Source organism: Nocardioides epinepheli (assembly GCF_037936805.1).
GTDB lineage: Bacteria > Actinomycetota > Actinomycetes > Propionibacteriales > Nocardioidaceae > Nocardioides.
In genome coordinates, this window is the sequence record NZ_JBBMMC010000009.1 from 45743 (window position 1) to 71233 (window position 25491).

Genomic DNA, 25491 nt, shown 5'->3' on the forward strand with positions numbered 1-25491 from the left:
GGGCCGCTCAGGACACGGACACCTCGGCGGCGGCGCCGTCGACCGACTCCATGCCCTCGGCGATCCGCATCGCCTCCTCGATGAGGGTCTCGACGATCTGCGACTCCGGGACGGTCTTGATGACCTCGCCCTTGACGAAGATCTGGCCCTTGCCGTTGCCGGAGGCCACGCCGAGATCGGCCTCGCGCGCCTCCCCGGGCCCGTTGACGACGCACCCCATGACCGCCACCCGCAGCGGCACCTCGAGCCCGTCGAGGCCGGCGGTCACCTGCTCGGCGAGGGTATAGACGTCGACCTGGGCGCGCCCGCAGCTGGGGCAGCTGACGATCTCCAGGCGACGCGGCCGCAGGTTGAGCGACTCCAGGATCTGCAGTCCGACCTTGACCTCCTCGACCGGAGGGGCGCTCAGCGAGACCCGGATGGTGTCGCCGATGCCCTGGGAGAGCAGCGCACCGAACGCGGTGGCCGACTTGATCGTGCCCTGGAATGCCGGGCCTGCCTCGGTGACCCCGAGGTGCAGCGGCCAGTCCCCCGCCTCGGCGAGCAGCTCGTAGGCGCGCACCATCACCACGGGGTCGTTGTGCTTGACCGAGATCTTGAAGTCGTGGAAGCCGTGCTCCTCGAACAGGCCCGCCTCCCACACCGCGCTCTCGACCAGGGCCTCCGGGGTGGCCTTGCCGTACTTCTCCAGCAGGCGCTTGTCGAGGGAGCCGGCGTTGACGCCGATCCGGATCGAGGTGCCACGGTCCTGCGCGGCCTTGGCGATCTCCTTGACCTGGTCGTCGAACTTGCGGATGTTGCCCGGGTTGACCCGCACCGCCGCGCAGCCGGCGTCGATGGCCGCGAAGACGTACTTCGGCTGGAAGTGGATGTCGGCGATCACCGGGATCTGCGACTTCTGCGCGATCGCCGGCAGCGCCTCGGCGTCGTCCTGGCTCGGGCAGGCCACCCGGACGATGTCGCAGCCGGCCGCGGTGAGCTCGGCGATCTGCTGGAGGGTGGAGTTGACGTCGGAGGTGAGCGTGGTGGTCATCGACTGCACCGACACCGGCGACTCGCTGCCCACCCCGACCTTGCCGACCTTGATCTGACGGGTCGGACGACGCGGCGCGAGCACCGGCGGGGGCGCAGCCGGCATGCCGAGGTTGATAGCGGTCATGGCGCCAAATCTAGCGGCCGCGCGTCTCTCGACCCACTCGCCGACCCTCACGCTGCGGGCCGGGCTCAGCTGGTGACCGAGAGCGGCACCACGATGTCGCCGACGATGAGCACCACACCCATGATCAGCATCGCTCCGGCCACGACGTAGGCCACCGGAAGCAGCTTGGCGGCGTCGACATAGCCGGGGTCGGGACGACGGCGCAGCCGGGCGAACCCGCGGCGCAGCGCCTCCCACAGCGCCGAGGCGATGTGGCCGCCGTCCAGCGGCAGCAGCGGGAGGAAGTTGAACAGCCCGATGAAGAGGTTGAACCCGGCGATCAGGCTGAGCAGGAAGACCGTCTTCTCCTGCACGTCGAGGACGTCGCTGGAGGTCTGCTCGCCGGCGAAGCGACCGCCGCCGACGATGCTCACCGGGCTGTCCTTGGCCCGCTCCTCGACCCCGACGATGGCCTTGCCGACGCCGTAGACCTTCACCGGCAGTTGGCCGAGGGCCTTGACCGTGTCGACGGTCATCGTGCCCATCGCGTCGAGGGTGAACAGGGGCCCGCCGGTCTCGGAGACCTCGCGCATCACCGGCGCGACACCGAGGAAGCCGACCTCGGTGAGCGTCTCGTCGGTCTCCGACGTCGGTCGCGCCTCGACGGTGGTGTTCGTGGTGCCGGTGTAGGTCTTGCCGTCGCGCTCGTAGGTGATGGCCGCCTCGCCGTCGCTGTTGACCCGGATCAGCTCGCGCAGCTGGTCCCAGCCGGTGACGGTGACCCCGTTGAAGGCGACGATCCGGTCGCCGGGCCTCAGCCCGGCCTCGGCGGCCGGGGCGACCGGGTCGGCGTCGGTGCACTCGCGGGTCCCGTTGTCCTCGGAGTAGGCGATCACGCACTGCGAGACGGTGTCGATCACCGGCGGCCCGGGCTCGACCTCGGCGTGGCGCTGGCCGTAGGTCGCGAAAACGATCCAGAACAGGACGAATGCGATGAGCAGGTTCACCGTGGGGCCGCCGGCCATCACGATGACCTTCTTCCACCACGGCATCTTGTAGAACAGCCGGTCGTTGTCCTCGGGCTTGACCAGCTCCCACTCGGCCGCGCGGGCATCGGAGATCAGCTGGGTGAACAGCCCGGTGTTCGACTTGCGGATCCGTTGCACCCGGTTGCCGTCGGCGTCGTACTCGACCTCCTCGACCAGCTCCTCCGCGGCCGGGGGGAGCATTCCGATGATCTTGACGTAGCCGCCCAGCGGGATCGCCTTGATGCCGTACTCGGTCTCCCCGACCTGCTTGCTCCACACCGTGGGGCCGAAGCCGACGAAGTACTGGGTGACCTTCCCGCCGAAGGCCTTGGCGGGGATCATGTGACCCAGCTCGTGGAGTCCGATCGAGACCAGGATCGCCAGGACGAAGATCAGGACTCCGAGGAGATACAGCAGGGGTGTCACGTAGCTCTCCGGATCGAATCGTGCGCGGCGGCCCGCGCCCAGGCGTCGGCGGCGAGCACGTCGTCGACGGTGAGGTTCTGGGACGAGACTACGTCGTGGCGTGCAAGGACGTCGGCCACTTGGTCGACGATCCCCGGAAATGTGAGCCGTCCGTCGCGGAACGCCGCCACGCAGACCTCGTTGGCGGCGTTGTAGACCGCCGGAGCGGTGCCGCCGGACGCGCCTGCCGAGCGGGCGAGCGCCACCGCCGGGAACGCGTCGTCGTCGACCGGGTGGAACTCCCAGGTCTCCGCCAGGCTCCAGTCGACGGGGGGCGCGGTGTCGGGGACGCGATCGGGCCAGGCAAGGCCCAGCGCGATCGGGATCAGCATCGTCGGCGGGCTCGCCTGGAGCAGGGTCGAGCCGTCGACGAACTCCACCATCGAGTGCACCACGCTGGTGGGGTGGACCACGACCTCGATCCGGTCGTACGGGATCCCGAACAACAGGTGCGCCTCGATCACCTCCAGACCCTTGTTGACCAAGGTGGCGGAGTTGATCGTGATCACCGGACCCATGTCCCAGGTCGGATGGGCCATCGCCTCCTCGGGCCGGACATCGGCGAGGGAGTCGCGCGAGCGGCCGCGGAAGGGCCCGCCGCTGGCGGTGAGCACCAGCCGGCGCACCTCGTCGGCGCGACCGCCGCGCAGGCACTGCGCCAGCGCGCTGTGCTCGGAGTCGACCGGCACGATCTGGCCGGGCCGGGCACGGTCGAGGACCACCGGGCCGGCCATGATCAGCGACTCCTTGTTGGCCAGGGCGAGCGTGGTGCCGGCATCGAGCGCGGCCAGCGTGGGGCGCAGACCCACCGCGCCGGTGATCGCGTTGAGCACGACGTCGCTCGGCCGGGCGGCCGCCTCGACCGAGGCTTCCTCCCCCAGGCCGGAGAACTCGGGCGCGAACTCGGCGACCTGCGCCTCGAACAGCTCCGGGTTGCTGCCGCCTGCGGTCAGCCCGACGACGCGGAAGCGGTCCGGGTTGCGGCGGACGACGTCGAGCGCCTGGGTGCCGACCGAGCCGGTCGAGCCCAGGACGACGACGTCACGGCGTTCGTGCGCGGAGGACGGTGGGGTCACCCGCCGATTCTGTCAGCGCTGCGTGCGCGAGGTGCGGCGACCGGCGTCTCGACGCCGCGGTGCCCGCCCTTGCCGGCCGGCTTGGTGATGAGCTGGGTGAGCACCAGGTAGGTCAGCCCTCCGACCAGGAAGGAGGGGATCGAGGCGGTGACGTAGGGGAAGATCGCCGACGGCACGTAGTCGATGGGGTCCAGGATGAGCGCGTAGGTGATCGCGCCGGTGGCGATCGAGACGAAGCCGACCAGGTTGAACCCGCGCCAGTACCCGTAGGTGGAGGTCTGCCAGGGGAGGTAGAGCTGCCGGATGTCGACCCGGGCGCGGCGCAGCACGAAGTAGTCGACGATCTGGATCGCGCACAGCGGCGCGACGAAGATCGCTCCCCACGAGAGGAACCGGCCGTAGTTGTCGTAGACCGCGGCCGGGAAGAAGACCAGCACGGCCGCCGGCCCGAGGATGGCCAGGCCCATCATCGGCCAGGGCAGCCTGCGGAAGAACTCCCCGCCGCCGCAGCGCAGGGCGACCATCGAGCCGTAGCCCTGGGAGAGGATCGCGGTGAGGTTGGCGCAGCCGATCGCGATCAGGGCGATCGAGCCGAGCACGACGCCGCCGAGGGGGAACATCCAGTCGGTGGGCTCGTCGAGCTGGAGGGCGAGGGCGGCGAAGACGCCGACGATCGCGGCGAGCACCGACGCGCCGAACACCCCGATCCAGTTCGGCCAGAAGGCGGCGCGCGAGCTGGTGGTGAGGCGGGCCAGGTTGCCGAGGTTCGGCCACCAGGCGAAGCCGCCGGCGATCCCGAGCTCGATGGCGAGCATGAAGCTGGTGTGCGGGTCGTCCTCGGGGGCCAGCGGCGCGAGGTCGGTCAGCTCGGACCACGAGGTCTTGGTGAACAGCAGCACGCTCATCCCGATCAGCACCACGATGAGCGCGGGCGCGATCACCCGGCTCACGTGCTCCACCGACACCGGGCCGCGGGCCAGGATGACCCACGACAGCACGATCGTGGCGAGGGCGGCGGTCGTGACCGCCGCGCCGTCGCCGCCGAGACTCAGCCCGAAGATCCGGTTGAGCAGGTTGACCGCGCCGTGACCCAGCATGATCGCCAGGACCGCCGCCCACGCGGCCGCGAACACCGTCGACATCGCCACCATCACCACGCGCGCACCGTTGGTGCCGAACACGCTGCGCAGCATGATGAACTGCTCGACGCCGTACTTCGCCGAGGGCAGGCACGGCGCCAGCGAGACCAGCAGCACGCTCACGCCGTAGCCGATGACGACGCTGGCGATCGCCTCGACGGCGCCGACGTAGTAGGCCACCGCCGCGCCCTGGAGGAAGGCCCAGGTGGCCACGGCGAGGCCGACGTTCACCGAGGAGTACTGCCAGAAGCCCCAGATCCGCTCGCGCGGCAGCAGCGGCAGGTCGTTGAGGGTCGCGTCGTCCGGGACGTCGAGGATCGAGCCCGGTCCCGTGTGCTCGCGGGCCATCACAGGGCCCACGCCAGCAGGGCGATCGAGACCAGCACGAGACCGACCACCAGGAGCACGAGGTCACGCAGCGGCAGGTCCTGCTGCACCATGCCGGGCTCCCCCGCCTCCAGGAGCGCCAGGCGGCGTTCGAGGTCGTCGTGCGGGTCCGGGTCGTGATCCATGGTGGCGCCTCTGGTCGTCGGGGTCGTCGGGGTCGTCTGGGTCGTGGGGTCTGCGGCGTGGGTCATCGGGCGAGCTCCTCGGCGATCGCGCGTGCCTCGGCCCGTCCCGAGCGGATCGCGCCGTCGATGTAGCCGTTCCAGACGCCAGCCGCCTCGGTGCCGGCCCAGCGGATCGGACCGACCGCCGCGCGGCGTCCGGCGTGGTGCTCGACCCAGGTGCCGGGCGTCGGGACGGCGGCGTAGGCGCCCTCGGCCCAGGGGTGGTCGGGCCACTGGGTCTCGACGTACCCGACCGGTTCGGCCGCCTCCGGACCCAGCACCTCGACCAGGACCTCCACCAGGTCCTTCTGGCGCGCCGCCCGGCCCTGGGCCGACCACGAGCGGTAGGCGTCGCCGTAGACGAAGGCGGCGATCACGCCCGGCGCGTCGTCACGTTCGGAGGCGTCGGCCGGCGAGTTGTCGAAGGTGTAGGAGAGCACCGAGTCGCCGTAGTCGACGATCTGCCCCGACAGGCCGGCGGCACGCCAGAACGGCGTGCGGTAGAGGAGATGCACCTTCGCGACGTCGCCCATCGGGCTGCGGGCCAGCCAACGGCGTCGCGCCTGCGGGAGGGCCGGACTGAACCGGATCCGCGCCTGAGCCGTCGGAGTGCCGGTGACGATCACGCGGCGAGCGGTCCACGACTGCTCGTCGCCGTGCAGGCGTACCCCGTCGGCGTCCCACTCGATGGCGCGCACCGGGTGGTCGAGCCGGATGCGGTGCCCGAGGGCCGCGGCGGCGGCCAGCGCCGGCGCCTGGGCTCCGCGGAGGAACCGGCTGTCCTGGGCGTGGTCGTGGGTCTCCATGAGCTGGGCGAACCCGCCGGCGGAGCGGACGTAGAACAGCACGTGGAAGAGCGAGACGTCGCGGGGCTCGCACGCCCACACGCCGCGGATCGCGACCCGCAGTCGCTCGCGGACCGCCTCGTCGTCGGTGCGCCGCTCGATCCAGTCGGCGAAGGTCTGGGAGTCCCACGTCGCCGCGTCGGCGCAGGCGGTGGGGTCGGCGAGGTCCACGCGGGCCGCGAGCTCGTCGAGCTCCTCGAGGGCGGCGTAGTAGGCCGCTGCCCCGGGGCCGTTGGGGCCCTCGCTGGAGGTGAAACGCACCTGCCGGCCCTCGGGCCACAGCTCGACGTGGGTGCCGTCGTCGAAGGAGCGGAAGGTCTCGCAGCCGAACCGGCCGGCGAGGTCGAGCAGAGCGGTCTGGGTAGGACCCACCCACTGCCCGCCGTGGTCGACGACCACGGGGGCATCGCCGGCGGTCTCGGTGCGGCTCCAGACCCGTCCCCCGACCCGGTCGTCGGCCTCGAGGACGATGACGTCGAGGCCCTGGTCGGTCAGGTCCAGGGCTGCGGAGAGGCCGGCGTACCCGGCCCCCACCACGATGACGTCCACCTCTGGGACCGCTGCTGAGACCACCCGTGGCACCCCCGGAGCTCCTGCGTCGTGGGCTGTCCACGACCGATCGGATAATTAACTGGTGCGCCAGTTAATAACTCCAGGGTGATCCCTGCCACACGGTTCTGTCAACGGTCCCGAGCAGACTTCATCGACCGGCACCGGCCATGGCACAGGGATCTGGCGGGTCGGAGCCGGCCCCGAAGGACCGCTCGATCACCAGATCAGGCGTGACTGAGGTGTCCGGTCGCCGCGCTGCGACGACCCTGGGGCCGCTCGGTGCGACCGGCGCCTTCCTGGGTGCCGACCGGGGCGCCGGCCTGGGTGCGCACAGCCGCGACCAGGGCGACGACGGTGGTCACGGCGGCGATGGCGGCCACGACCAGGAACACCACGGCGAAGGGGGCGACGGAAGGAAGGAGGGTGAAGTTCATGATCGAGGCCTTTCTACTTATGTAGTTGCTACTGATGTAGAAACTACGCTTGTAGAAGAGCGGTGCAAGTGCGGATCGATGTCTGGTGCGCCACACTGTGCGCGTGCCCCGCCCCATCGCCACCGAACGCCGCGCCGTCCTGCTCGACGCCGCGCTGCAGGTCGTCGTCCACCAGGGCCTGCGGGGACTGACCCATCGCGCCGTCGACCGAGAGGCCGCGGTCGCCGAGGGCACCACCTCGGCCTACTTCCGCACCCGCAAGGCGCTCCACCACGGCCTCGCGGCCTGGATCAGCCGACGCCTCGCCGGTGACATCGACGAGGTGGCCGGGCGGATCTCCGGCTGCGACCCCGCCGGACCGGAGGCGCTGGCGGCCGTCGTCGGACTGTTCACCACCTGGCTCGACGAGCCGGCCCTGCTCCAGGCCAAGGTCGAGCTCGCGCTCGAGGCCGCACGCGACGCGGAGCTGGCCGAGCTCCTGGCCTCCGACCGGGAGCGCGTCGTAGCGATCGTCGCGGACATCCTGGCCGCCCGCGGCAAGGCCCACCCCGAGCGCCGCGCCGCCATCGCGGTCGCCTCCTTCGACGGGATCCTGCTCGCGGCCCTCACCTGGCCCGAGGCCGACCGGGACGCCTTCGTCGCCGAGGGCGTCCGCTTCACCGTCCAGCCCCTCGGCCAGGACGACCCGTAGCCCGACCCGCATGGCCCGTGTGGACCGTATGACCCGCGTGGCCCGCGTGACCTGGCCCGTATGACATGGAGGCGGAGCGTCCGGACATGGACCGGGACATGAGCCCACCATCGGAGGACCTGTTCCGAGCCATCTATGCCCGTCACGCCCGCCCCGTCCTCGGCTACGCGCTGCGCCGCGTCGACGTCGCCGAGGACGCCGCCGACGTCGTCGCCGAGACGTTCCTGGTCGCGCTGCGCAGGATCGCGGACGTCCCGCACGAACCGGACACCCGTGCCTGGCTGTTCGGAGTCGCGCGCCGGGTCCTGGCGAACTCCCGGCGTGGCGATCGCCGACGCGGCCGGCTCGGTGAGCGCCTGCGCGGGGACGTCGCCGCGGCATTCCCCGACCATGCCTCGTTCGTGGCCACCACGCTCGACACCGAGCGGCTCCTGGAACCGCTCGGCGAGGTCGACCGGGAGATCGTGCGGCTGACCGCCTGGGAGGAGCTGAGCCCCGGCGAGATCGCCCAGGTGCTCGGCCTGACGCCGAACGCCGTGCGCCTGCGTCTGAGCCGAGCACGGCGCGGCCTGCGCGCGGCGGCACAGGAGCCGGGCGAGCCGGCCGGTCCGGAAGGTCCGCGACACGAAGGTGGAGCTGCCGGACACCCCCATAGCAACCATCCGTCCACCGCTCTCATGTCCGAGGAGCAGTCATGAACCGTCCCGAACTCCCTTCCCGCCTCGACGACGAGGCCCTTGCCCGGCTCCCGGTCGACCTCGGCCTGGCCGACCTCGAGCGCGAGCTGCTTCGCGAGCGCTCCGCCGGCCGGTCGAGGCCGGCGCGCCGGCTGCCGGTGATCGCGGCCGCGGCCGCGACGGTCGCCGTCGTGGCGTCCGTGGGCGTCACGCTCGCCGCCCTGTCCGGGGATGAGGACCCCGCCTCCGAGCAGAACGGCGTCGCCGGCTCTCCCAGCGGTCCGAGCACCCTGGCCGAGTCGCCCTCCCGTGAGCCCGCGACCGGCACCCCCGGCAGCGAGCCGAGGATCACCACCGGTGCGTGGGCAGGGCAGCAGGACTTCCTCGTGCTCGACGCCGCGGGGTGGTCGGCTAACGGCTACGCGGTCACCGATCCCGGCTACGGCCTGTCCTACGGCTGGAAGAACGGCCAGCGCACCTTCGAGGTGTCCTATGTCGCCGCCCGCCACTGGGAGGACCTCAAGGCCGACAACCTGCAGCCGGGCGAGGGAGCCACGATCGGCGAGATCGAGGTGCTGGGCGAGCGGGTGCCCTACGTCGAGTACGACTCCCAGCAGCAGATGGCCTTCGTCACGCTCCCCGACGGCTCGGGCATCCGGATCGACGGCGGGTTCACGACACCTGCCGACTTCGCCGCGCTGGTCTCGTCGCTGTCGAGCGCCGACGCCGCGGGCTTCGAGGCAGCCCAGCCCGGGATCGTGCCGCCCGCGCGCCTCGACGCCGCGCTCGCCCGCATCGTCGGGGAGATTCCGGCGGTCCCCGATCGCGACCTCGCCGTCGACGTCGCCGGCTACAACTCGCCCGCCTCGCTCGACGGCGCGGTGCTCATGGCGGTGAGCTGCCTGTGGGTCGACGAGTACGCCGACGCCCTGGACGCCGGGTCCGACGAGGGCATCGACGCCGCCGCGGCCGGCCTGCGCGGAGTCTCCCGTTCGCCGGTCGGCGAGCGGGCCGGCTATCCCGCCGACCTCAACAACGGCGCGGTCGTCGCGATGCGCGACCACGAGTCGGTGGAGTCGGTCTCCGGTCGCGCCGGCTGTAGCGGCTGACGGCCCGAGTGCTGGGTCGGCGCAGCTCTGCGCCGGCCCAGCACCGGCTACTCATCGGCAGCGTCAGCGCAGCCCGTTGCGCTTGGTGGCCTTGGGCGCGCGGGGAGCCTGGAGCCAGGCCTTGAAGAAGCCGCCGAGCCGCTCCCCGGAGATCTCGGTGGCGAGCCGGCGGAACTCACGCACCGAGGCGTTCCCGTTGCGGTTCTCCCGCACCCACGTGCGCAGGATCTTCATGAAGTCGCGGTGGCCGATGCGGTGCCGCAGCGCCTGGAGGGCCATGGCCCCCCGCGTGTAGACGGCCTGGTCGAACACCTTGCGCTTGCCCGGGTTGGTGAGGTCGACTCGCCAGAAGCTCCGGTAACCCTTGAGGCCGGAGTAGGCGTCCAGCAGCCAGGCCTGCGCCTTCTGACCGCCGTGCTTCTCGGCGTAGAGGGCCTCCATGAAGCTGGCGAAGCCCTCGTTGATCCAGATGTCGCGCCAGCGCTTGACCGAGACCGAGTCGCCGAACCACTGGTGGGCCAGCTCGTGGACCACCGTCTCGCGGTTCCAGAAGCCCCCATAGGTCGGCCGGGTCTGGTTCTCCAGCGCGAAGCCGGCCTGCAGCGGAGTGATCAGGCCACCGGTGGACTCGAACGGGTACGGGCCGAGCTGGCTGGACAGCCACTTGGTGATCGGCCCGCTCTTGCGCAGGGTGCGCATCGCGTTGCGCTGGCTGGCGCCGCGGTACTGCTTGGAGACCGCGACGTACCACGGCACGCCGGCGGTCTTGCCCTGGGCGATCCGGTAACGGCCCAGGGCGAAGAACGCCAGGTAGGTCGCCATCGGGTCCCGGGCGCTCCAGTGCGTGGTGGCCTGGTCGCCGGAGACGGTGCGGCTCTGCAGCAGCCCGTTGGAGACCACCTGGTGGGTCTTCGGACCGGTCACGGTGATGTCGAAGGTGGCCTTGTCGCTGGGGTGGTCGTTGGAGGGGAACCACCACGGCGCCATGTGCGGCTCGTTCATCGTGACGACCTCGACGCCGTCGGCGAGCCAGTTCCCCTCGCCGGCGTAGGTGTAGTCGCTCGGCTTGCCGCCGTACTCCACGACGACGTCGACGACGTCCCCCTTGGCGAGCGCCGTCGCGGGCTTGATCCGCAGCTCGTGCTTGTTCGGCTTCCCGAACGACGCCGGCTGTCCGTCGACGAGGACGCTGGACACCGGCAGCAGCAGATCGAGGTGGAAGAGCGGCAGGGACTTGGTCGCGCGCAGGGTGACGGTGGTGGCGCCCTCGAGCCGACCGGTGTCGAAGTCGTAGCGGTCGTGGATGTCGTAGTGCTTGACGTCGATGCCGCCGTTGCCGTCCAAGGGCCAGTACGGATCGCCGATCCCGGAGACGGTGGCACCCCGGTCGACGCCGGGCCCCGGTTGGGTGCCGGGGTCCGCCGACGCGGCCACCGGAAGACCGGAGAGGACGAGGGAGGCCAGGGCGACGGCTGAGACCGTGCGGATCCGCGAGTTCGACATGCCGGAACCGTAACCCGGCGCGGCATCCGGCGTCAGGGGGCAGGTCAGCTCAGCTCAACCACGTGGAGCGGTCGAGGACGACCCAGTTTCCCTCGGCGTCCCGGAACCGGAACCGCACCCACGCGTACGGGCGTGCGCCCGACCGGTCCCGGCGCCACTGACGCAGCTTCTTGAGCACGAAGGCGTTCCCGGCCTTGGTCTTCATGGTGACCCGAACCGAGGCCAGTCCGTCGCCGACCTTCACCGTCCGCGGCTCGAGCGCACGAGACCAGCGCGCGTTGCGGGTGGTCACACTGCCGGTGATCTGGACCGTGGTGCCCTTCTCTCGGGTCCCGGCCCACACCCGATACCGGACGGCGTCGCGCACCTTGACCTGCTGGGGCGCAGCCCGGGTGGGCCAGCAGACGCTGTCGGGCGCGGTCACGGCGGCGGGAGGGCTTCCCGGGCGAGCCACCGCGCGCCACCAGGCCAGCGGGCGATCGGGGCTGTCGGCGGTGAAGAACAGTCGCGAGCCGCCTGCGGCCAGCTCGTAGGGGCGGCTGCCTCGCGGTCCGGGCCAGGCGTCGACCACCGGCTGCGTGCCACGCGACGTCCCGTCGGTCATCCAGACCTCGGCCCCCAGGCCCGGGAACTGCTGGATGAAGGCCAGCCCGCCCGCGTACGGCAGGTAGCCCGGCCCGAAGTCGCTCGTCCTGGACCCCGACACGTCCAGGAGCTGGTGGTCACACGTCGAGACCGACGTGGCGCGGACGGCGCCGGGAGTCAGGGACCAGAGCCACTCGCGCATGGGGGCGTGCCCCGAGCGGGCGAAGTTGGGCTTCTGGAGCCGCTGCTTGAACAGCACCCGGCCGTCGACGGTCCCCATGATGGCGAGCCCCAGACCCGCGGCCGGGTCGAAGTCGGTCACCTGCCGCGTGCGACGGCCGTTGCTCACCCAAAGATTGGCCTGAGCGGTGGGCGTCCCCTTGACGGCGAAGGCGACCTGGTCGGCACCGAGGGAGACCAGCGAGCTCACCCGCTGCGGGGAGGGGAATCCGGGGGCCTTGCGGGTTCCGGCCCGGGTGCCGTCGCTGACCCAGAGGGCGCCCCTGGCCGGCCCGGGGAAGTAGGGCTCGTCGAGCCACCAGAGCCGGCGTCCCTCGGTCGCGAACTGCTGGACGCTGATCGGTCCGCACTTCCGGGCCGGCGAGACCCGGCGGGTACCCGAGGCAGTGCCGTCGGAGACCCAGATGTGGCAGGAGCCCACCCGGAACACGGCCCGGTCGCGCCAGACGCCCTTGAGCTCGATCTCGCGTGGTCCGTCGACGGTGTGGGCCCGTCTCGTGCCATCAGGGGTGCCGTCGGTGACCCAGAGGCCCTGCGCCCGGGAGGAGCGGTACGGAGAGCCCGAGAAGTACATCCGCTGGTTGCCGACGTAGACGTCGCGCAACAGGTTCGGGACGCTCGGAGCCAACACGACCTTGTCTCCCTGGGCGTCCAGGGTGAACAGCTCGCTGTCGTCGTCGACCACGAGCCGGTCGCCGACGGCGTACAGGCGTCCGGAGCTCGACTCGATCTCCATCAGCCGCACCGGCGTCTCGCCGTCCATCCGCCACAGAGTGCTCGGGGCGTTGAGCCGGTTGAGCACGTAGTAGAGCGTCCCGGCCACGACGACGGAGTCCCGAACGTTGACGTCGCCCTGCGGGTCCTGCACCGACGGCAGCGGGGTGACATCGACGTCGGTCGCCACCGCCGGCGTGCCCCCGGCCGCCAGGCACAGCACCAGCCCTACCGCGACGCCCATCGTCTGGACCCGCGCGCGCAACGATCTGCCCATATTCGTCTCCTCCGTGGGGATGCCACCGTGCCCGCTCGGGGCGACGACCCTCTACCCCATGACGGGTGAGGTGGCCCAGAAGGTTCCCCGTGCCTACGCACGCGTGCCCGTCGCGGGCACCAGCCCTTGGACGTTGAGCAAGCCGGGAGGGCGAGGAACGAGCCCGACCGGCGCCGACGAGACCTCACAACCGACCTCGCCAACGCTGGCAGCGACGGTCGCCGGGGTTCGATCAGTCAACGAGCGCCCGCTGACGCTCGCCTGCTCAACCTCCGGCCGCAGACACCAAGCCCTCGGAGGTTGAGCAAGCCGGGAGGGCGAGGAACGAGCCCGACCGGCGCCGACGAAACCTCACAACCGACCTCGCCAACGCTGGCAGCGACGGTCGCCGGGGTTTCGTCGGCGCTCGCTGACGCTCGCTTGCTCAACCTCCGGCGGTGGCAAGGACCCGTTGCCGGGGTTCGATCAGTCACCGAGCGCTCGCTGACGCTCGCTTGCTCAACCTCCGGCCGTGGCGAGGACCGTTGCCGGGGATTCGTCGGCGCTCGCTGACGCCCGCTTGCTCAACCTCCGGCGGTGGCAAGGACCCGTTGCCGAGGTTCGATCACGAGCGCCCGCTGACGCTCGCCTGCTCAACCTCCGGCGGCCGGCTGCTCGCGTATCCCCCAGGGGGAGCCGTAGGCGGTGAGCAGGTCGAGGAAGGGGACGGCGTCGAAGGCCTCGGGCCCGAGCACACCGGTGCCGCTCCACACGCCGGTCGCGAGCAGCTCGAGCGCGATCACCGGGTTCACCGCCGTCTGCCACACCACGCACTGGTGTCCGTACTCCGCCATCGTCCACTCGTTGTCGACGACGTGGTACAGGTACGTCGAGCGCGGGCCGGTGGGGTTGCCGTCGGCGTCCTTGCCGGTGCCGGTGACCCACAGCCCCGCGCAGGTCTTGCCGCGCATGCGCGGCCCGACCGTGGCCGGGTCGGGCAGCACCGCCGCGACCACGTCGCGCGGGCTGACCTCCAGGCCCTTCACCAGGACCTTCTCGGTGCGGTCGAGACCGAGGGTGTGCAGCACCTTGAGGATGGTGATGAACTCCTCCCCCAGGCCGTACTTGAACGTCGCGCGCCTGCAGTCGATCCAGCGCGGCATGAGGAGCACCTCCTCGTGCTCGACGTTGACGCACTCCACCGGCCCGATGCCCTCGGGGAAGTCGAAGACCTCCGGCTCGCTGAACGGCGCGGTGGTGTGCCACTCGCCGTCCTGCCACACGATCGGCGGGTTGAGGCACTCCTCGATCGTGGTCCACATCGAGAACGACGGCGCGAAGATCTCCACGCCGTCGTCGTCGGTGACCACGAGGTTGGCGCCGTCGCGGGTGCCGAGCTCGTCGATGTCGGCGAAGAGGTGGTCGGCGGCGTACCGGGCGAAGACGTCGGAGAGCCCCGGCTCGACGCCGATGCCGACGAGCGCGAGGCGCCCGGCCTCCTCCCACTCCCCCGCCACGGCGAACTGCTCGTCGCCCAGCTTGACGCCGGGTCTCTTGTACGGCGTCTGCGGATGCGGCTTCGACAGCGACATCGCCATGTCGAGGTAGTCGGCGCCGGCGGCCAGCGCGCCGTCGAAGATCGGCATGTTGAAGACCGGGTCGACGGCGTTCATCACGTGGGTGATGGCGTGCTCGCGGCACAGGGCCGCCACGGCATCGGCGTCGGAGGCGTCGATCCGGGTCGCGACGAAGCGGTCCCCGGCGGCGTCGGCGGCACGCTCGGCGCGGGCGAGGTCGTAGTCGGCGACCACGACCGTCTCGAAGAAGTCACGCCGCGCGGCGATCGCGGTGAACGCCCCGCCGACGCCGCCTGCGCCGACCAGCAGGATCCGCATCGGCTTGGCCTCAATCACCGTAATAGCTCATCACGTGCTTGATGCGCGTGTAGTCCTCCAAGCCGTACATCGACAGGTCCTTGCCGTAGCCGGAGTGCTTGAAGCCGCCATGCGGCATCTCGGAGACGAACGGGATGTGGGTGTTGATCCACACCACCCCGAAGTCGAGCTTGCGGCTCATCCGCAGCGCCCGGCCGTGGTCCTTGGTCCACACGCTCGAGGCCAGGCCGTACTGGACGCCGTTGGCCCACCGCAGCGCCTCGGCCTCGTCGGAGAAGCGCTGCACGGTCATCACCGGACCGAAGATCTCGGTCTGGATCTGCTCGTCGTCCTGCTGGAGGCCCGAGAGGACGGTCGGCTCGTAGAAGTAGCCGCGCTCGCCCTTGCGCAGGCCCCCGGTCTCGATGGCCGCATGGTCGGGCAGCCGGTCGACCATCGCGGACACACGGTCGAACTGGGCCTGGTTGTTCAGCGGGCCGAAGTAGGTGTTCTCGTCGTCGGGTGCGCCGGTGGGCATGTTGCGAGAGGCCTCGGCGAGCGCGGCCACGAACTCGTCGTGGATGCCGTCCTGCACCAGGACCCGGGTGGCGGCGGTGCAGTCCTGGCCGGCGTTGAAGAGACCGGCGCCGGCGATCCCCTCGGCAGCCTTGGCGACGTCGGCGTCGTCGAAGACCACGACCGGCGCCTTGCCGCCCAGCTCGAGGTGCACCCGCTTGAGGTCGCTGGCAGCCGACTCGGCCACCTCCATGCCGGCGCGGACCGATCCGGTGATCGCGACCATCTGTGGGGTCTTGTGCGCCACGATCGCGCGGCCGGTGTCGCGGTCGCCGCACACGAGGTTGAGGACGCCGGGCGGCAGGAACTCCTGGCAGATCTCGGCCAGCAGGCTCGAGCTGGCCGGCGTGGTGTCGCTCGGCTTGAGGACGATCGTGTTGCCGCCGGCCAGGGCCGGGGCGATCTTCCAGATCATCATCATCAGCGGGTAGTTCCAGGGGGTGACCTGGCCCACGACGCCCACCGGCTCCCGCCGGATCCACGAGGTGTGCTCGGCGAGGTACTCCCCGGCCGACTTGCCTTCGAGCAGGCGCGCGGCACCGGCGAAGAACTTGAAGTGGTCCGAGGCGTAGGGCATCTCCTCGGCCATCGTGACGCCCAGCGGCTTGCCGGTGTCCAGGCACTCGACGGAGTTGATCTCCTCGATGCGGTCCTCGATGGCGCCGGCGATCTGCAGCAGCGCGTTCGAGCGGTCCTGCGGCGTCGTGTCGCCCCAGGTCTCGAAGGCCTCGGCCGCGGCGGCGTAGGCGCGGTCGACGTCCTCGGCTCCGGAGAGCGGCGCGGAGGCGTAGATCTCTCCGGTGGTGGGATCGATGACGTCGTAGGTCTCCCCCGACAGGGAGTCGACGAGCTCACCGTTGACGACGTTCTTGAAGGTCTTGTCGGCCATGCGGGGAGCCTAGCCACAGCACAACCGAATCGGTAGTGCACTGTCGCTTCGTTCACCGATTTCGTTGTCGAACCACCGCATCACCGACGATCCGGCTATTGCCGAGGTTCAGCTGACGCGTTCGCCGGCGATCCAGGTGCTGGCCACCCCGGCCGAGCCGATCTCGCTCGGCTCGCCGGCGAAGGGATCGGCGTCCAGCACGACCAGGTCGGCCACCGCGCCCGGCTCGATCCGGCCGGCGCCGTCGAGCCTGTCGCGGTGGTTGATCCAGGCACTGCCGGAGGTGTAGGCGGCGAAGGCGGTCTCGAGGGCCAGGGCCTGCTCGGGCAGGAAGGCCTCCGAGCCGGCCGGACCGCTCTCGCCGTAGGCCCACCGGTTGACCGCGACATGGATCGCCTGAAGCGGGTCCGGGCTGCTCACCGGCCAGTCGGATCCGGCGGCCAGGTGGGCTCCGGCGCGGTGGAGGTCACCGAACGGGTACTGCCACCGGGCGCGCTCCTCGCCCAGGAAGGGCAGCGTGAGCTCGACCATCTGTTCATCCAGGCAGGCCCACAGGGCTTGGAGGTTGGCACTCACGCCGAGCTCGGCGAAGCGCGCGACGTCGTCGGGGTGGACGAGCTGGAGGTGCGCGATGTGGTGGCGGCGCGCGCCACGCCGAGCAGGGTCGGTGCCGGCGAAGGCGTCGAGCGCCTCGCGGACCCCGCGATCGCCGATCGCGTGGACGTGCACCTGGAATCCGGCGAGGTCCAGCGCGCGGACGGCCTCGCCCAGTGCGTCCGCGGCGAGGAAGGAGTGCCCGCTGTTGCCGGTGCTGTGACCGCACCGGTCGAGGTAGGGGGAGCCGAGCGCCGCCGTGCCGTTCTCGGCGACGCCGTCCTGCATGATCTTCACCGTCGTCGCCCGGAACCGGCCAAGACTCATCTCCTCACGCCGTGCGACGAGGTCGGCGACCTGCTCGACCCCACGCGCGCGGTCCCACCACAGCGCTCCGACCACGTCGGAGCGCAGCGCGCCGCTGCGGGCCGCCGCGGTGTAGGTGGAGGCGGTGTCGTCCATGCCGGAGTAGGCACCGACGATCGCGTCCTGCCATCCGGTGACGCCGAGGGAGTGCAGGTAGGCCTGCCCGGTCATGAGCGCGGCGGCGTAGTCGTCGTCGGTGGTGGGCGGCAGGTGCCGGCTGACCAGCGCGGTGGCGCCCTCGTGCAGCGTGCCGGTCGGGACGCCGTCGGCGTCCCGCTCGATCCGGCCGTCGGCCGGGTCCGCGGTGTGCTGATCGATTCCGGCGATCTCCAGGGCGCGGGAGTTGACCCATGCGCCGTGGTGGTCGCGGTTCGGGAGGAAGACCGGACGGTCGGGGACCACGGCGTCGAGCGCGGCCGCGGTGGGAGTTCCGCCGGGGAAGGCCGGCATCGCCCAGCCGCCGCCGAGGATCCACTCGGCGTCGGGATGCGCGGCCGCGTAGGCGGCCACTGCGGCGAGGTACTCCTCGGCCGTGTCGAGCTCGGAGAGGTCGCAGCGCATCCGCTCCAGACCGCCCTGCACGGGATGCACGTGGGCGTCGATGAAGCCCGGCGACACCAGGCCGCCGCCGGCGTCGACGACCTCGGCGCCCTCGGGAGCCTCGAGCTCCCGCCCGACCGCGACGACCCGCCCACCGCTCACCAGGACGTCGTGGCCGGGGCCGCGGTGGCGGTGGCCGTCGAACAGGGCAGCGTTGCGGAAGATCGTCGTCACGCCAGACAGTCTGGCACGACTGATTCCGCACCATCCAGGTCTCCACGCGACGGATTCACTTGCGAAACTCGGATCCGACCCTCAGGATGGACACATGGACGCCGCAGAACTCCAGCACGCAGCGAAGAACAACCTCTGGATGCACTTCACCCGGATGGGCACCTACGCCGACAACGACGTTCCGGTGATCACCCGCGGCGAGGGCGCCTACATCTACGACAGCTCCGGCAAGCGCTATCTCGACGCGCTCGCGGGCCTGTTCGTCTCCCAGCTCGGCCACGGACGCACCGAGCTCGCCGAGGCGGCCGCCGCGCAGGCCAAGGAGCTGGCGTTCATGCCGCTGTGGTCCTACGCGCACCCCTCGGCCATCGAGCTGGCCGCGAAGGTCGCCGACGCGGCACCGGGCGACCTGAACCGGGTGTTCTTCACCAGCGGCGGCGGCGAAGCCGTCGAGACCGCGTGGAAGCTGGCCAAGAACTACTTCAAGCTCGTCGGCAAGCCGATGAAGCACAAGGTGATGAGCCGCACCATCGCCTACCACGGCACCACGCAGGGCGCCCTGTCGATCACCGGGCTGCCCGCCCTCAAGCAGCAGTTCGAGCCGCTGGTGCCCTCGACGTTCCGAGTGCCGAACACCAACATCTACCGCGCCCCGATCCACGGCGACGACCCGGAGGCCTTCGGCCGATGGGCGGCCGACCAGATCGCCGTCGCCATCGAGAACGAGGGTCCCGACACCGTGGCCGCGGTGTTCCTCGAGCCGGTGCAGAACGCCGGCGGGTGCTTCCCGCCGCCCCCCGGCTACTTCCAGCGGGTCCGCGAGATCTGCGACGAGTACGACGTCCTGATGGTCTCCGACGAGGTCATCTGCGCCTTCGGCCGGCTCGGCCACCTCTTCGGCGCCGAGCGCTACGGCTACCAGCCCGACATCATCACCTGCGCCAAGGGCATCACCTCCGGCTACGCCCCGCTCGGCGCGATGATCGCCAGCGACAAGCTGATGGAGCCCTTCCTCGACCCCGACGCGATGTTCGCCCACGGCTACACCTTCGGCGGCCACCCCGTCTCCACGGCGGTCGGCCTACGCAACCTCCAGCTGTTCGAGGAGGAGAAGGTGCTGGAGAACGTCCGCGACAACGAGGGCGCCTTCCGCGCCACACTGGAGAAGCTCAAGGACCTGCCGATCGTCGGCGACGTCCGCGGCGACGGCTACTTCTACGGCATCGAGCTGGTGAAGGACAAGGCCACCAAGGAGACCTTCACCGAGGAGGAGTGCGAGCGCCTGCTCTTCGGCTTCGTGTCCAAGCAGCTCTACGCCGAGGGCCTCTACTGCCGCGCCGACGACCGCGGCGACCCGGTCGTCCAGCTCGCTCCCCCGCTGATCTGCGACCAGACCCACTTCGACGAGATGGAGCAGATCCTGCGCACCGTCTTGGAGAAGGCCGGCCAGATGATCTGAGGGGGGTACGGGGGCAGATCCTGGTCAACGACGCCGAGTCGGCTTTCGAGCCGGCTCGGCGTCGTCTCCTTTTCCTCCCGACGAGCCACCGCGTCGACTGGGCGGCCGAAACCTGAACTTGTCGGCCGGGGTATCGGCCGTCAAGTTCAGATTTCCCCGGTCGACCGGGGAAATCCCGGCGACGAACGGTGCACCAACCCACGCCGACAAGCAATCCGACTCACCCTCACCACGCGTCCCACTGGGCGGCCCAAACCTGAACTTGTCGACCGGGATATCGGCCCCCAAGTTCAGACTTCCCCGGTCGACCGGGGAAATCCCGCCCCCGCCGGCCCGCAGCCCCACGCGCGAGGCCGACCACCAGCTCAGCTGTCGAAGCCCAGCCCGGCCTTGTCGAGTGCGCGGAGCCACAGGTTGCGGCGGCCCTCGTTGCGGTCGGCCCGGGCCATCGCCCAGCGGGTGAGGTTGATGCCGATCGCGCGGGCGGGCTCCGGGGGGAAGGGCAGGGGCTTGCGGCGGACCATCTCCAGCTCGGTGCGCTCGGTGGGCTCGCCGGCCAGCAGGTCCAGGACGACGTCGGCGCCGAAGCGGGTCGCACCCACGCCGAGTCCGGTGTAGCCCAGGGCGTAGCCGAGGCGGCCGTGCAGGGCGGTGCCGTAGAAGGCGGTGAAGCGGGTGCTGGTGTCGATGACGCCGCCCCACCGGTTGCTGAAGCGCAGGCCCTCGAGCTGAGGGAAGGTCTCGAAGAACTGCTCGGCAAGCAGGTTATGGGTGCGCTCGGACTGCTCCAGCGAGCGGGCGATGTGCGAGCCGAAGTGGTAGACGGCGTCGTAGCCGCCCCACAGGATCCGATGGTCGCGGGTCTGGCGGTAGTAGTGGAACTGGTTGGCGGTGTCGGCGAGCCCCTCGCACCCCTCCCAGCCGATCGCCGCACGCTGCTCGGGCGAGAGCGGCTCGGTCATCAGCACGTGGTCGTAGACCGGGACCACCATCAGCCGCAGCCGCCGCAGCAGCGGACGGAACGCGTTCGTGGCGAGCGCGACCTGCCGCGCGCGCACGCTGCCGTGCGCGGTCCGCGCGCGGACGCCGTCGGGCTCGTCGTGGATCGAGAGCACCTGGGTGCCCTCGTAGACCGAGGCGCCGAGGTCGGTGCAGGCGTGCCGCAACCCCCACGCGAGCCGGGCCGGCTCGACCAGTGCCGTACCGGTCGAGTCGAGAAGTCCGGCGAGATAGGTCGGGCTGTTCACCTTGGCTCTGACCTCGTCGCGGTCGAGCAGCTCGACGTCGTGACCGGCCTCGCGCATCAGCGCGCCGAACTCGGTCAGCTCGCGCACCTGGTGCGGCGCGGTGGCCACCGACAGCTCGCCGGTCTCCTCCCAGTTGCAGTCGATGTCGTAACGGGCGATGGTGTCGGCGATGCCGCGCAGATTCTCAGCGCCCAGCCGGTCGAGCTCGGGGAGCTCGTCGGGCCAGCGCTCGAGTCCGTTGCCGAAGCCGTGGGTCAGCGACGACGAGGCGAACCCGCCGTTGCGCCCGCTGGCCTCGTTTCCGCAGCGGCCGGCCTCCAGCACCACCACACGACGTCCGGGCTCTCGTTCGAGCGCGCGCAGTGCCGTCCACAGACCGCTGTAGCCGCCGCCGATGACGAGCAGGTCGGCGTCGACGTCACCTCGTAGAGCCGGCAGCTGATCGGGGCGCATCGGATCCTCGAGCCAGTACACCGACGGCGAGGCGTCGGCCAGCGCGCGGGACGCTGCGTGAGCGGCGCTCACCGGACGGCGCGGCGCCGAGCACGGGACTGCCCGATCAGGACGATGGCGAGAGAGATCACGATCATCACCGTACCGACGACGTTGATCTGCATCGGCACCGTGCGGCGGCTCACACCCCATACGTACATGGGGAACGTCGTGGTGTTGCCGGAGTTCAGGTTGGTGATGATGAAGTCGTCGAAGGAGAGCGAGAAGCTCAGCATCGCCGCACCGAGGATGCCGGGGAAGACCAGCGGGAAGGTGACCTTCCAGAAGGTCTGCGACGGCGTCGCGTACAGATCGGAGGCGGCCTGCTCCAAGGCGTCGTCCATGCCGGCCAGGCGGGCACGCACCGTGACCACCACGAACGACAGGCAGAACATGATGTGGGCGATGAGGATCGTCCAGAAGCCGAGCTGACCGGCGAGACCGGCAGCCACGAACATCGCCAGGAGCGAGGAGCCCAGCACGATCTCGGGGGCGGCCATGGGCAGGAAGATCAGCAGGTTGCTCGTGGAGCGTCCCCAGAACTGGTGGCGCACCAGCGCGAAGGCGGCCAGGGTGCCGAGCAGGGTGGCGACCAGCGTGGCGAGCAGGCCGATCTGGACGCTGCGGCCCAGCGCCTCGCACATGCTGGGGTCCTTGCACGGGTTGAGCCAGTTGTCGAGGGTGAAGCCGTTGAACTTGTAGAGCTTCGACTGCTCGCTCAGCGGCTTGTTGAAGCTCATCAGCACCACGACCGCGATCGGCACGAACGTGTAGGCGAGCACCAGCAGACCGAGGATCAGGACCAGGTTCTCGCGCAGCCACGCCAGCGGGCTGCGCCGCGGCAGCTTCGTCGGACGGCGCCGCGGGCTGGTCGCGGGCGTGGCGGTCGAGGCGCTCACAGCAGCTCCTCCGTCCCGGCGCGGCGGACGTAGACCAGGACCATCACCAAGATCAGCAGCATCAGGATCACCGAGAGCGCACCGGCGGCCGGGTAGTCGTTGGCGTCGGTGAACAGGCTCTGGATGACGTTGCCGATCATCCGGGTGTTGGTGTTGCCGAGCAGCTCGGCGTTGATGTAGTCGCCGACCGCCGGGATGAACGTCAGCAGCGTGCCGGACACCACGCCGGGCAGCGACAGCGGCCACGTGACCTTGAAGAACGACACGATCGGGTTGCCGTACAGGTCGTTGGAGGCCTCGATCAGCCGGTAGTCGATCTTGTCGAGGCTGGCGAACAGCGGCAGCACCATGAAGGGCAGGAAGTTGTAGGTGAGGCCGGCGATCACCGCGAACGGGGTGGCGAGCAGCCGGCCGTCGCTGCCGAGGATGTGCAGGAACTGCAGGGTGTTCACGATGAAGCCGTCGTCGGCGAGCAGCAGCTTCCACGACAGGGTGCGCACCAGGAAGCTGGTGAGGAAGGGGGCGATCACCAAGACGAGCATGAGGGTCTTCCACTTGCCGGACTTGAAGGCGATCGCGTAGGCGAGCACGTAGCCCAGGATCAGGCACAGCAGGGTCGCGATCCCGCCGTAGGCCAGCGATCGCACCAGCGGCTTCCAGTACTCCTGGACCACGTCGACGTAGTTGCCGAAGGCGTACGTCATGTCGTAGCCGCGGAAGTCGGAGCCTGCGGGGTCGTAGAGGCTGGTCGCGATCAGGGAGTAGAACGGGAAGGCGAAGAAGACCAGCAGCCACAGCGCGGCCGGCAGGATGAGCAGGTAGCCGGTGCGTCCCCGCTTGCGCACCATCTCAGCCATCGGCGCCGACCTGCTCGGCACCGGCGTGGGCGTCCTGACTCGGGTCGAGCAGGAAGGCGTACTCGGGGCGCCACGACAGCTCGACGTCGTCACCCACCCGGAACATCTGGGCGCGACCGGTGTTCTGCTGGAACACCTGGAGCTCCTGGCCCCAGGGCATCTTCACCAGGTACTGGGTGCTCACTCCGACGAAGCTGACGTCGGTGACGACCCCGCCGGGCACGGTGTTGCCGGGCGCGTCGAGCTCCTCGCCGGGAGCGCCGATCAGCACCTTCTCCGGCCGGATGCCGATCCACCCGCGTTCGCTGTCGGTGTGGGCGCGGTCGGCGGGTACCGACACGGGGACACCGTGCATGTCGAGGTTCACGACGTCGCCCGAGCGGCCGGTGATGCGGCCCTCGACCAGGTTCGACTGGCCGAGGAAGTTGGCGACGAAGGTGCTCTGCGGATTCTCGTAGAGCTCGGCGGGCGCGCCCATCTGCTCGATGATGCCCTTGTTCATCACCGCCACCGTGTCGGCCATCGTCATGGCCTCCTCCTGGTCGTGGGTGACGTGGATGAAGGTGAGGCCGACCTCGGTCTGGATCCGCTTGAGCTCGATCTGCATGTTGCGGCGCAGCTTGAGGTCGAGCGCCCCGAGCGGCTCGTCGAGCAGCAGCACCTCGGGCTTGTTGATGAGCGCTCGGGCGAGAGCGACCCGCTGCTGCTGGCCGCCGGAGAGCTGGGCGGGCTTCTTGCGCGCCTGGCTGCCGAGCTCTACCAGGTCGAGCATCTCCTTGACCTGGGCGTCGACGTTCTTCTGCTTGCGGCGGCGTAGCCCGAAGGCCACGTTCTCGAAGATGTCCAGGTGCGGGAACAGCGCATAGCTCTGGAAGACGGTGTTGACCGGGCGCTGGTAGGGCTTGCTGCGGGTGATGTCCTTGCCCGCAAGCACGATCGAGCCGGAGGTGGGCGTCTCGAGACCGGCGACCATCCGCAGGGTCGTGGTCTTGCCGCAGCCGGAGGGTCCCAGCAGCGCGAAGAAGGAGCCGCGCGGCACGTCGAGGTCGAGGTCGTCGACGGCGGTGAACGTCGCGAACGACTTGGTGAGCCCACTGAGGCGCAGTCCGTCGAACTCGCCGTTCGCACGGGACCTGACGCCGCCTGCGCCGTCCTTGGCGAGTGCCGGCGTGGCCGGATCCTTCTCAGCCGCCTGTGACATTGGCCCAGTCCCTCTCGTAGTCGATGGTCTGCCGGTCATCGAGCGGCATGAAGTCGAAGGTGTCCTTGAGCATCGCTTCGTCGGGGAAGATCAACGGGTCGTCGACCAACGAGGGGTCGACCTTCTCCATGGCCTGGCGAGCCCCCTCGACCGGGCAGATGTACCAGACCCAGGCGGCGAGCTTGGCGGCCACTTCGGGCTCGTAGTAGTAGTTGATCCACTCCTCGGCGTTGGCCTGGTGGGTCGCCTTGTTCGGGATGAGCATGTTGTCGCTCCACAGCGACAGCCCCTCCTCCGGGGCGACGAACTTGATGTCGGGGTTGTCGGCAGCGACGGCGATGACGTCGCCGGACCATGCCTCGCAGGCCAGGGTGTTCCCTGCAGCCAGGTCGCTGAGGTAGTCGTTGCCGGTGAAGGAGCGGATCTGTCCGCTGTCGACGACCTTGCGCAGATGGTCGATGGCGTTGTCCCACTGGTCCTGGGTGAAGTTGTCGGGATCGGCGCCGTCGACCCGCAGCATGAACGCCATGGTGTCCCGCATCTCGCTGAGCAGGGTGACCCGGCCCTTGAGGTCGGACCTAGTGAGCAGCTCCTCGAACGAGCGGACCTCGCCGGTCAGCGAGGAGTTGTAGGCCAGTCCGGTCAGTCCCGACTGCCAGGGTGCGTGGTAGGTCAGGTCCGGATCCCACTGGACGCCGCGCAGCGGCTTGATGAGGTTCTTGTGCAGGTTCGGAACCGCCGCCTTGTCCAGCGGCTGGATCCACCCCAGCGAGATCATCCGCGCGGCCATCCAGTCGGTGAGCATGAACATGTCGGTGTTGATCGGCTGGCAGTCCGCCAGCTGGTTGCGGACCTTCGCGTAGTACTCCGCGTTGTCGTTGACGTCGTCGGTGTAGGTGACGTCGATGCCGGTGCGCTCCTCGAACACCGAAACGGTGGAGGTCTTCTTGCGCACGGGGTCGATGTAGGCCGGCCAGTTCGAGATCAGCAGTCGCTTGTCGCTGCTGGACACGTCGGCGGCCTTGCAGGTGGCGGGGTCCTGGGTCGCCCCCGCGGTGCCGAAGAAGGGCAGCTTGAGCGCCGCACCGCCGATGCCCAGGGCAGCCAGACCGCCCCCGGCCTGCAGCAGCCGGCGTCGGGTGAGCGCACCCCGCCCACTGTGCCCACTGTGCCCAGCGGCTGGCGTGCCGGCGGTCTCTCCTGACGGCTCTGGCGGCATCCGACCCCCTCGTCTGGCCTGGGCCCACACCTGTGGGTCCT

At 70.3% G+C, this 25491-nt stretch carries 21 protein-coding genes; 4 read left to right on the top strand and 17 right to left on the bottom strand.

Annotated features, from left to right (window positions below; all coding sequences use genetic code 11):
- Nucleotides 1-7: 7 nt before the first annotated feature.
- The 7 genes from ispG to WMR31_RS13505 form a co-directional block, all read right to left on the bottom strand.
- The gene (ispG, locus tag WMR31_RS13475; protein ID WP_340539366.1) at nt 8-1159 is read right to left on the bottom strand and encodes a flavodoxin-dependent (E)-4-hydroxy-3-methylbut-2-enyl-diphosphate synthase; all 1152 of its coding nucleotides are present in this window, start codon (nt 1157-1159) and stop codon (nt 8-10) included.
- A gap of 65 nt (nt 1160-1224) precedes the next feature.
- Complete coding sequence (locus WMR31_RS13480) at nt 1225-2592, bottom strand: M50 family metallopeptidase (RefSeq protein WP_340539367.1); 1368 nt, start codon at nt 2590-2592, stop codon at nt 1225-1227.
- Nucleotides 2589-3707 (bottom strand): 1-deoxy-D-xylulose-5-phosphate reductoisomerase, encoded by a 1119-nt coding sequence (gene dxr, locus WMR31_RS13485; RefSeq protein ID WP_340539368.1) that lies wholly within the window; start codon nt 3705-3707, stop codon nt 2589-2591. Before dxr ends, WMR31_RS13480 begins: the two co-directional genes overlap by 4 nt.
- The gene (locus WMR31_RS13490) at nt 3704-5194 is read right to left on the bottom strand and encodes a cytosine permease (RefSeq protein ID WP_340539369.1); all 1491 of its coding nucleotides are present in this window, start codon (nt 5192-5194) and stop codon (nt 3704-3706) included. The genes dxr and WMR31_RS13490 overlap by 4 nt, the downstream gene beginning before the upstream one ends.
- Entirely contained in the window at nt 5194-5424 is a 231-nt protein-coding gene (locus WMR31_RS13495) for a hypothetical protein (RefSeq protein WP_340539370.1), read from the bottom strand. Before WMR31_RS13495 ends, WMR31_RS13490 begins: the two co-directional genes overlap by 1 nt.
- Nucleotides 5421-6791: a flavin monoamine oxidase family protein gene (locus tag WMR31_RS13500; RefSeq protein WP_340539371.1), complete on the bottom strand. Its 1371-nt coding sequence runs from the start codon at nt 6789-6791 to the stop codon at nt 5421-5423. Before WMR31_RS13500 ends, WMR31_RS13495 begins: the two co-directional genes overlap by 4 nt.
- A 227-nt stretch (nt 6792-7018) precedes the next feature.
- A complete protein-coding gene (locus WMR31_RS13505; RefSeq protein ID WP_340539372.1) occupies nt 7019-7228 on the bottom strand; it encodes a hypothetical protein in 210 nt (69 codons plus the stop codon).
- 103 nt (nt 7229-7331) lie between these two features.
- Between WMR31_RS13505 and WMR31_RS13510 the strand changes: the two genes are divergently transcribed.
- The 3 genes from WMR31_RS13510 to WMR31_RS13520 all read left to right on the top strand — a co-directional run bounded on the left by WMR31_RS13510 (nt 7332) and on the right by WMR31_RS13520 (nt 9705).
- A complete protein-coding gene (locus tag WMR31_RS13510) occupies nt 7332-7919 on the top strand; it encodes a TetR/AcrR family transcriptional regulator (RefSeq protein ID WP_340539373.1) in 588 nt (195 codons plus the stop codon).
- A 98-nt stretch (nt 7920-8017) separates the two neighbouring features.
- Nucleotides 8018-8617 (top strand): RNA polymerase sigma factor, encoded by a 600-nt coding sequence (locus WMR31_RS13515; protein WP_340539374.1) that lies wholly within the window; start codon nt 8018-8020, stop codon nt 8615-8617.
- Nucleotides 8614-9705 (top strand): hypothetical protein, encoded by a 1092-nt coding sequence (locus tag WMR31_RS13520; protein WP_340539375.1) that lies wholly within the window; start codon nt 8614-8616, stop codon nt 9703-9705. Before WMR31_RS13515 ends, WMR31_RS13520 begins: the two co-directional genes overlap by 4 nt.
- A 63-nt stretch (nt 9706-9768) precedes the next feature.
- Here WMR31_RS13520 and WMR31_RS13525 read toward each other — a convergent pair whose 3' ends face one another.
- From WMR31_RS13525 to WMR31_RS13545, 5 genes are all read right to left on the bottom strand, one after another.
- Nucleotides 9769-11208 (bottom strand): M1 family metallopeptidase, encoded by a 1440-nt coding sequence (locus WMR31_RS13525; RefSeq protein WP_340539376.1) that lies wholly within the window; start codon nt 11206-11208, stop codon nt 9769-9771.
- Between the two features lie 49 nt (nt 11209-11257).
- Nucleotides 11258-13024, bottom strand: a complete 1767-nt coding sequence (locus tag WMR31_RS13530) for a hypothetical protein (RefSeq protein WP_340539377.1) — start codon at nt 13022-13024, stop codon at nt 11258-11260.
- Between the two features lie 632 nt (nt 13025-13656).
- Complete coding sequence (locus WMR31_RS13535) at nt 13657-14916, bottom strand: saccharopine dehydrogenase family protein (protein WP_340539378.1); 1260 nt, start codon at nt 14914-14916, stop codon at nt 13657-13659.
- Nucleotides 14909-16342, bottom strand: a complete 1434-nt coding sequence (locus WMR31_RS13540; protein WP_340539379.1) for a gamma-aminobutyraldehyde dehydrogenase — start codon at nt 16340-16342, stop codon at nt 14909-14911. Before WMR31_RS13540 ends, WMR31_RS13535 begins: the two co-directional genes overlap by 8 nt.
- A gap of 108 nt (nt 16343-16450) precedes the next feature.
- Nucleotides 16451-18076, bottom strand: a complete 1626-nt coding sequence (locus WMR31_RS13545; RefSeq protein ID WP_340539380.1) for an amidohydrolase — start codon at nt 18074-18076, stop codon at nt 16451-16453.
- Between the two features lie 94 nt (nt 18077-18170).
- Here WMR31_RS13545 and WMR31_RS13550 point away from each other — a divergent pair, with 94 nt between their 5' ends.
- Nucleotides 18171-19535 carry an aspartate aminotransferase family protein gene (locus tag WMR31_RS13550; protein ID WP_340539381.1) on the top strand — a complete coding sequence of 455 codons (1365 nt, stop codon included), beginning with the start codon at nt 18171-18173 and terminating at the stop codon, nt 19533-19535.
- A gap of 365 nt (nt 19536-19900) precedes the next feature.
- Here the strand turns inward: WMR31_RS13550 and WMR31_RS13555 are convergent, their stop codons facing one another.
- Genes WMR31_RS13555 through WMR31_RS13575 form a run of 5 tightly spaced genes read right to left on the bottom strand, consistent with a single transcriptional unit; the run spans nt 19901 to nt 25450 of the window.
- Nucleotides 19901-21307: an NAD(P)/FAD-dependent oxidoreductase gene (locus WMR31_RS13555; RefSeq protein WP_340539382.1), complete on the bottom strand. Its 1407-nt coding sequence runs from the start codon at nt 21305-21307 to the stop codon at nt 19901-19903.
- The gene (locus WMR31_RS13560) at nt 21304-22173 is read right to left on the bottom strand and encodes an ABC transporter permease (RefSeq protein ID WP_340539383.1); all 870 of its coding nucleotides are present in this window, start codon (nt 22171-22173) and stop codon (nt 21304-21306) included. The genes WMR31_RS13555 and WMR31_RS13560 overlap by 4 nt, the downstream gene beginning before the upstream one ends.
- Nucleotides 22170-23030 (bottom strand): ABC transporter permease, encoded by an 861-nt coding sequence (locus tag WMR31_RS13565; protein WP_340539384.1) that lies wholly within the window; start codon nt 23028-23030, stop codon nt 22170-22172. The genes WMR31_RS13560 and WMR31_RS13565 overlap by 4 nt, the downstream gene beginning before the upstream one ends.
- A complete protein-coding gene (locus WMR31_RS13570) occupies nt 23023-24231 on the bottom strand; it encodes an ABC transporter ATP-binding protein (RefSeq protein WP_340539385.1) in 1209 nt (402 codons plus the stop codon). The genes WMR31_RS13565 and WMR31_RS13570 overlap by 8 nt, the downstream gene beginning before the upstream one ends.
- A complete protein-coding gene (locus WMR31_RS13575) occupies nt 24215-25450 on the bottom strand; it encodes an ABC transporter substrate-binding protein (RefSeq protein WP_340539386.1) in 1236 nt (411 codons plus the stop codon). Before WMR31_RS13575 ends, WMR31_RS13570 begins: the two co-directional genes overlap by 17 nt.
- Nucleotides 25451-25491: the final 41 nt, after the last annotated feature.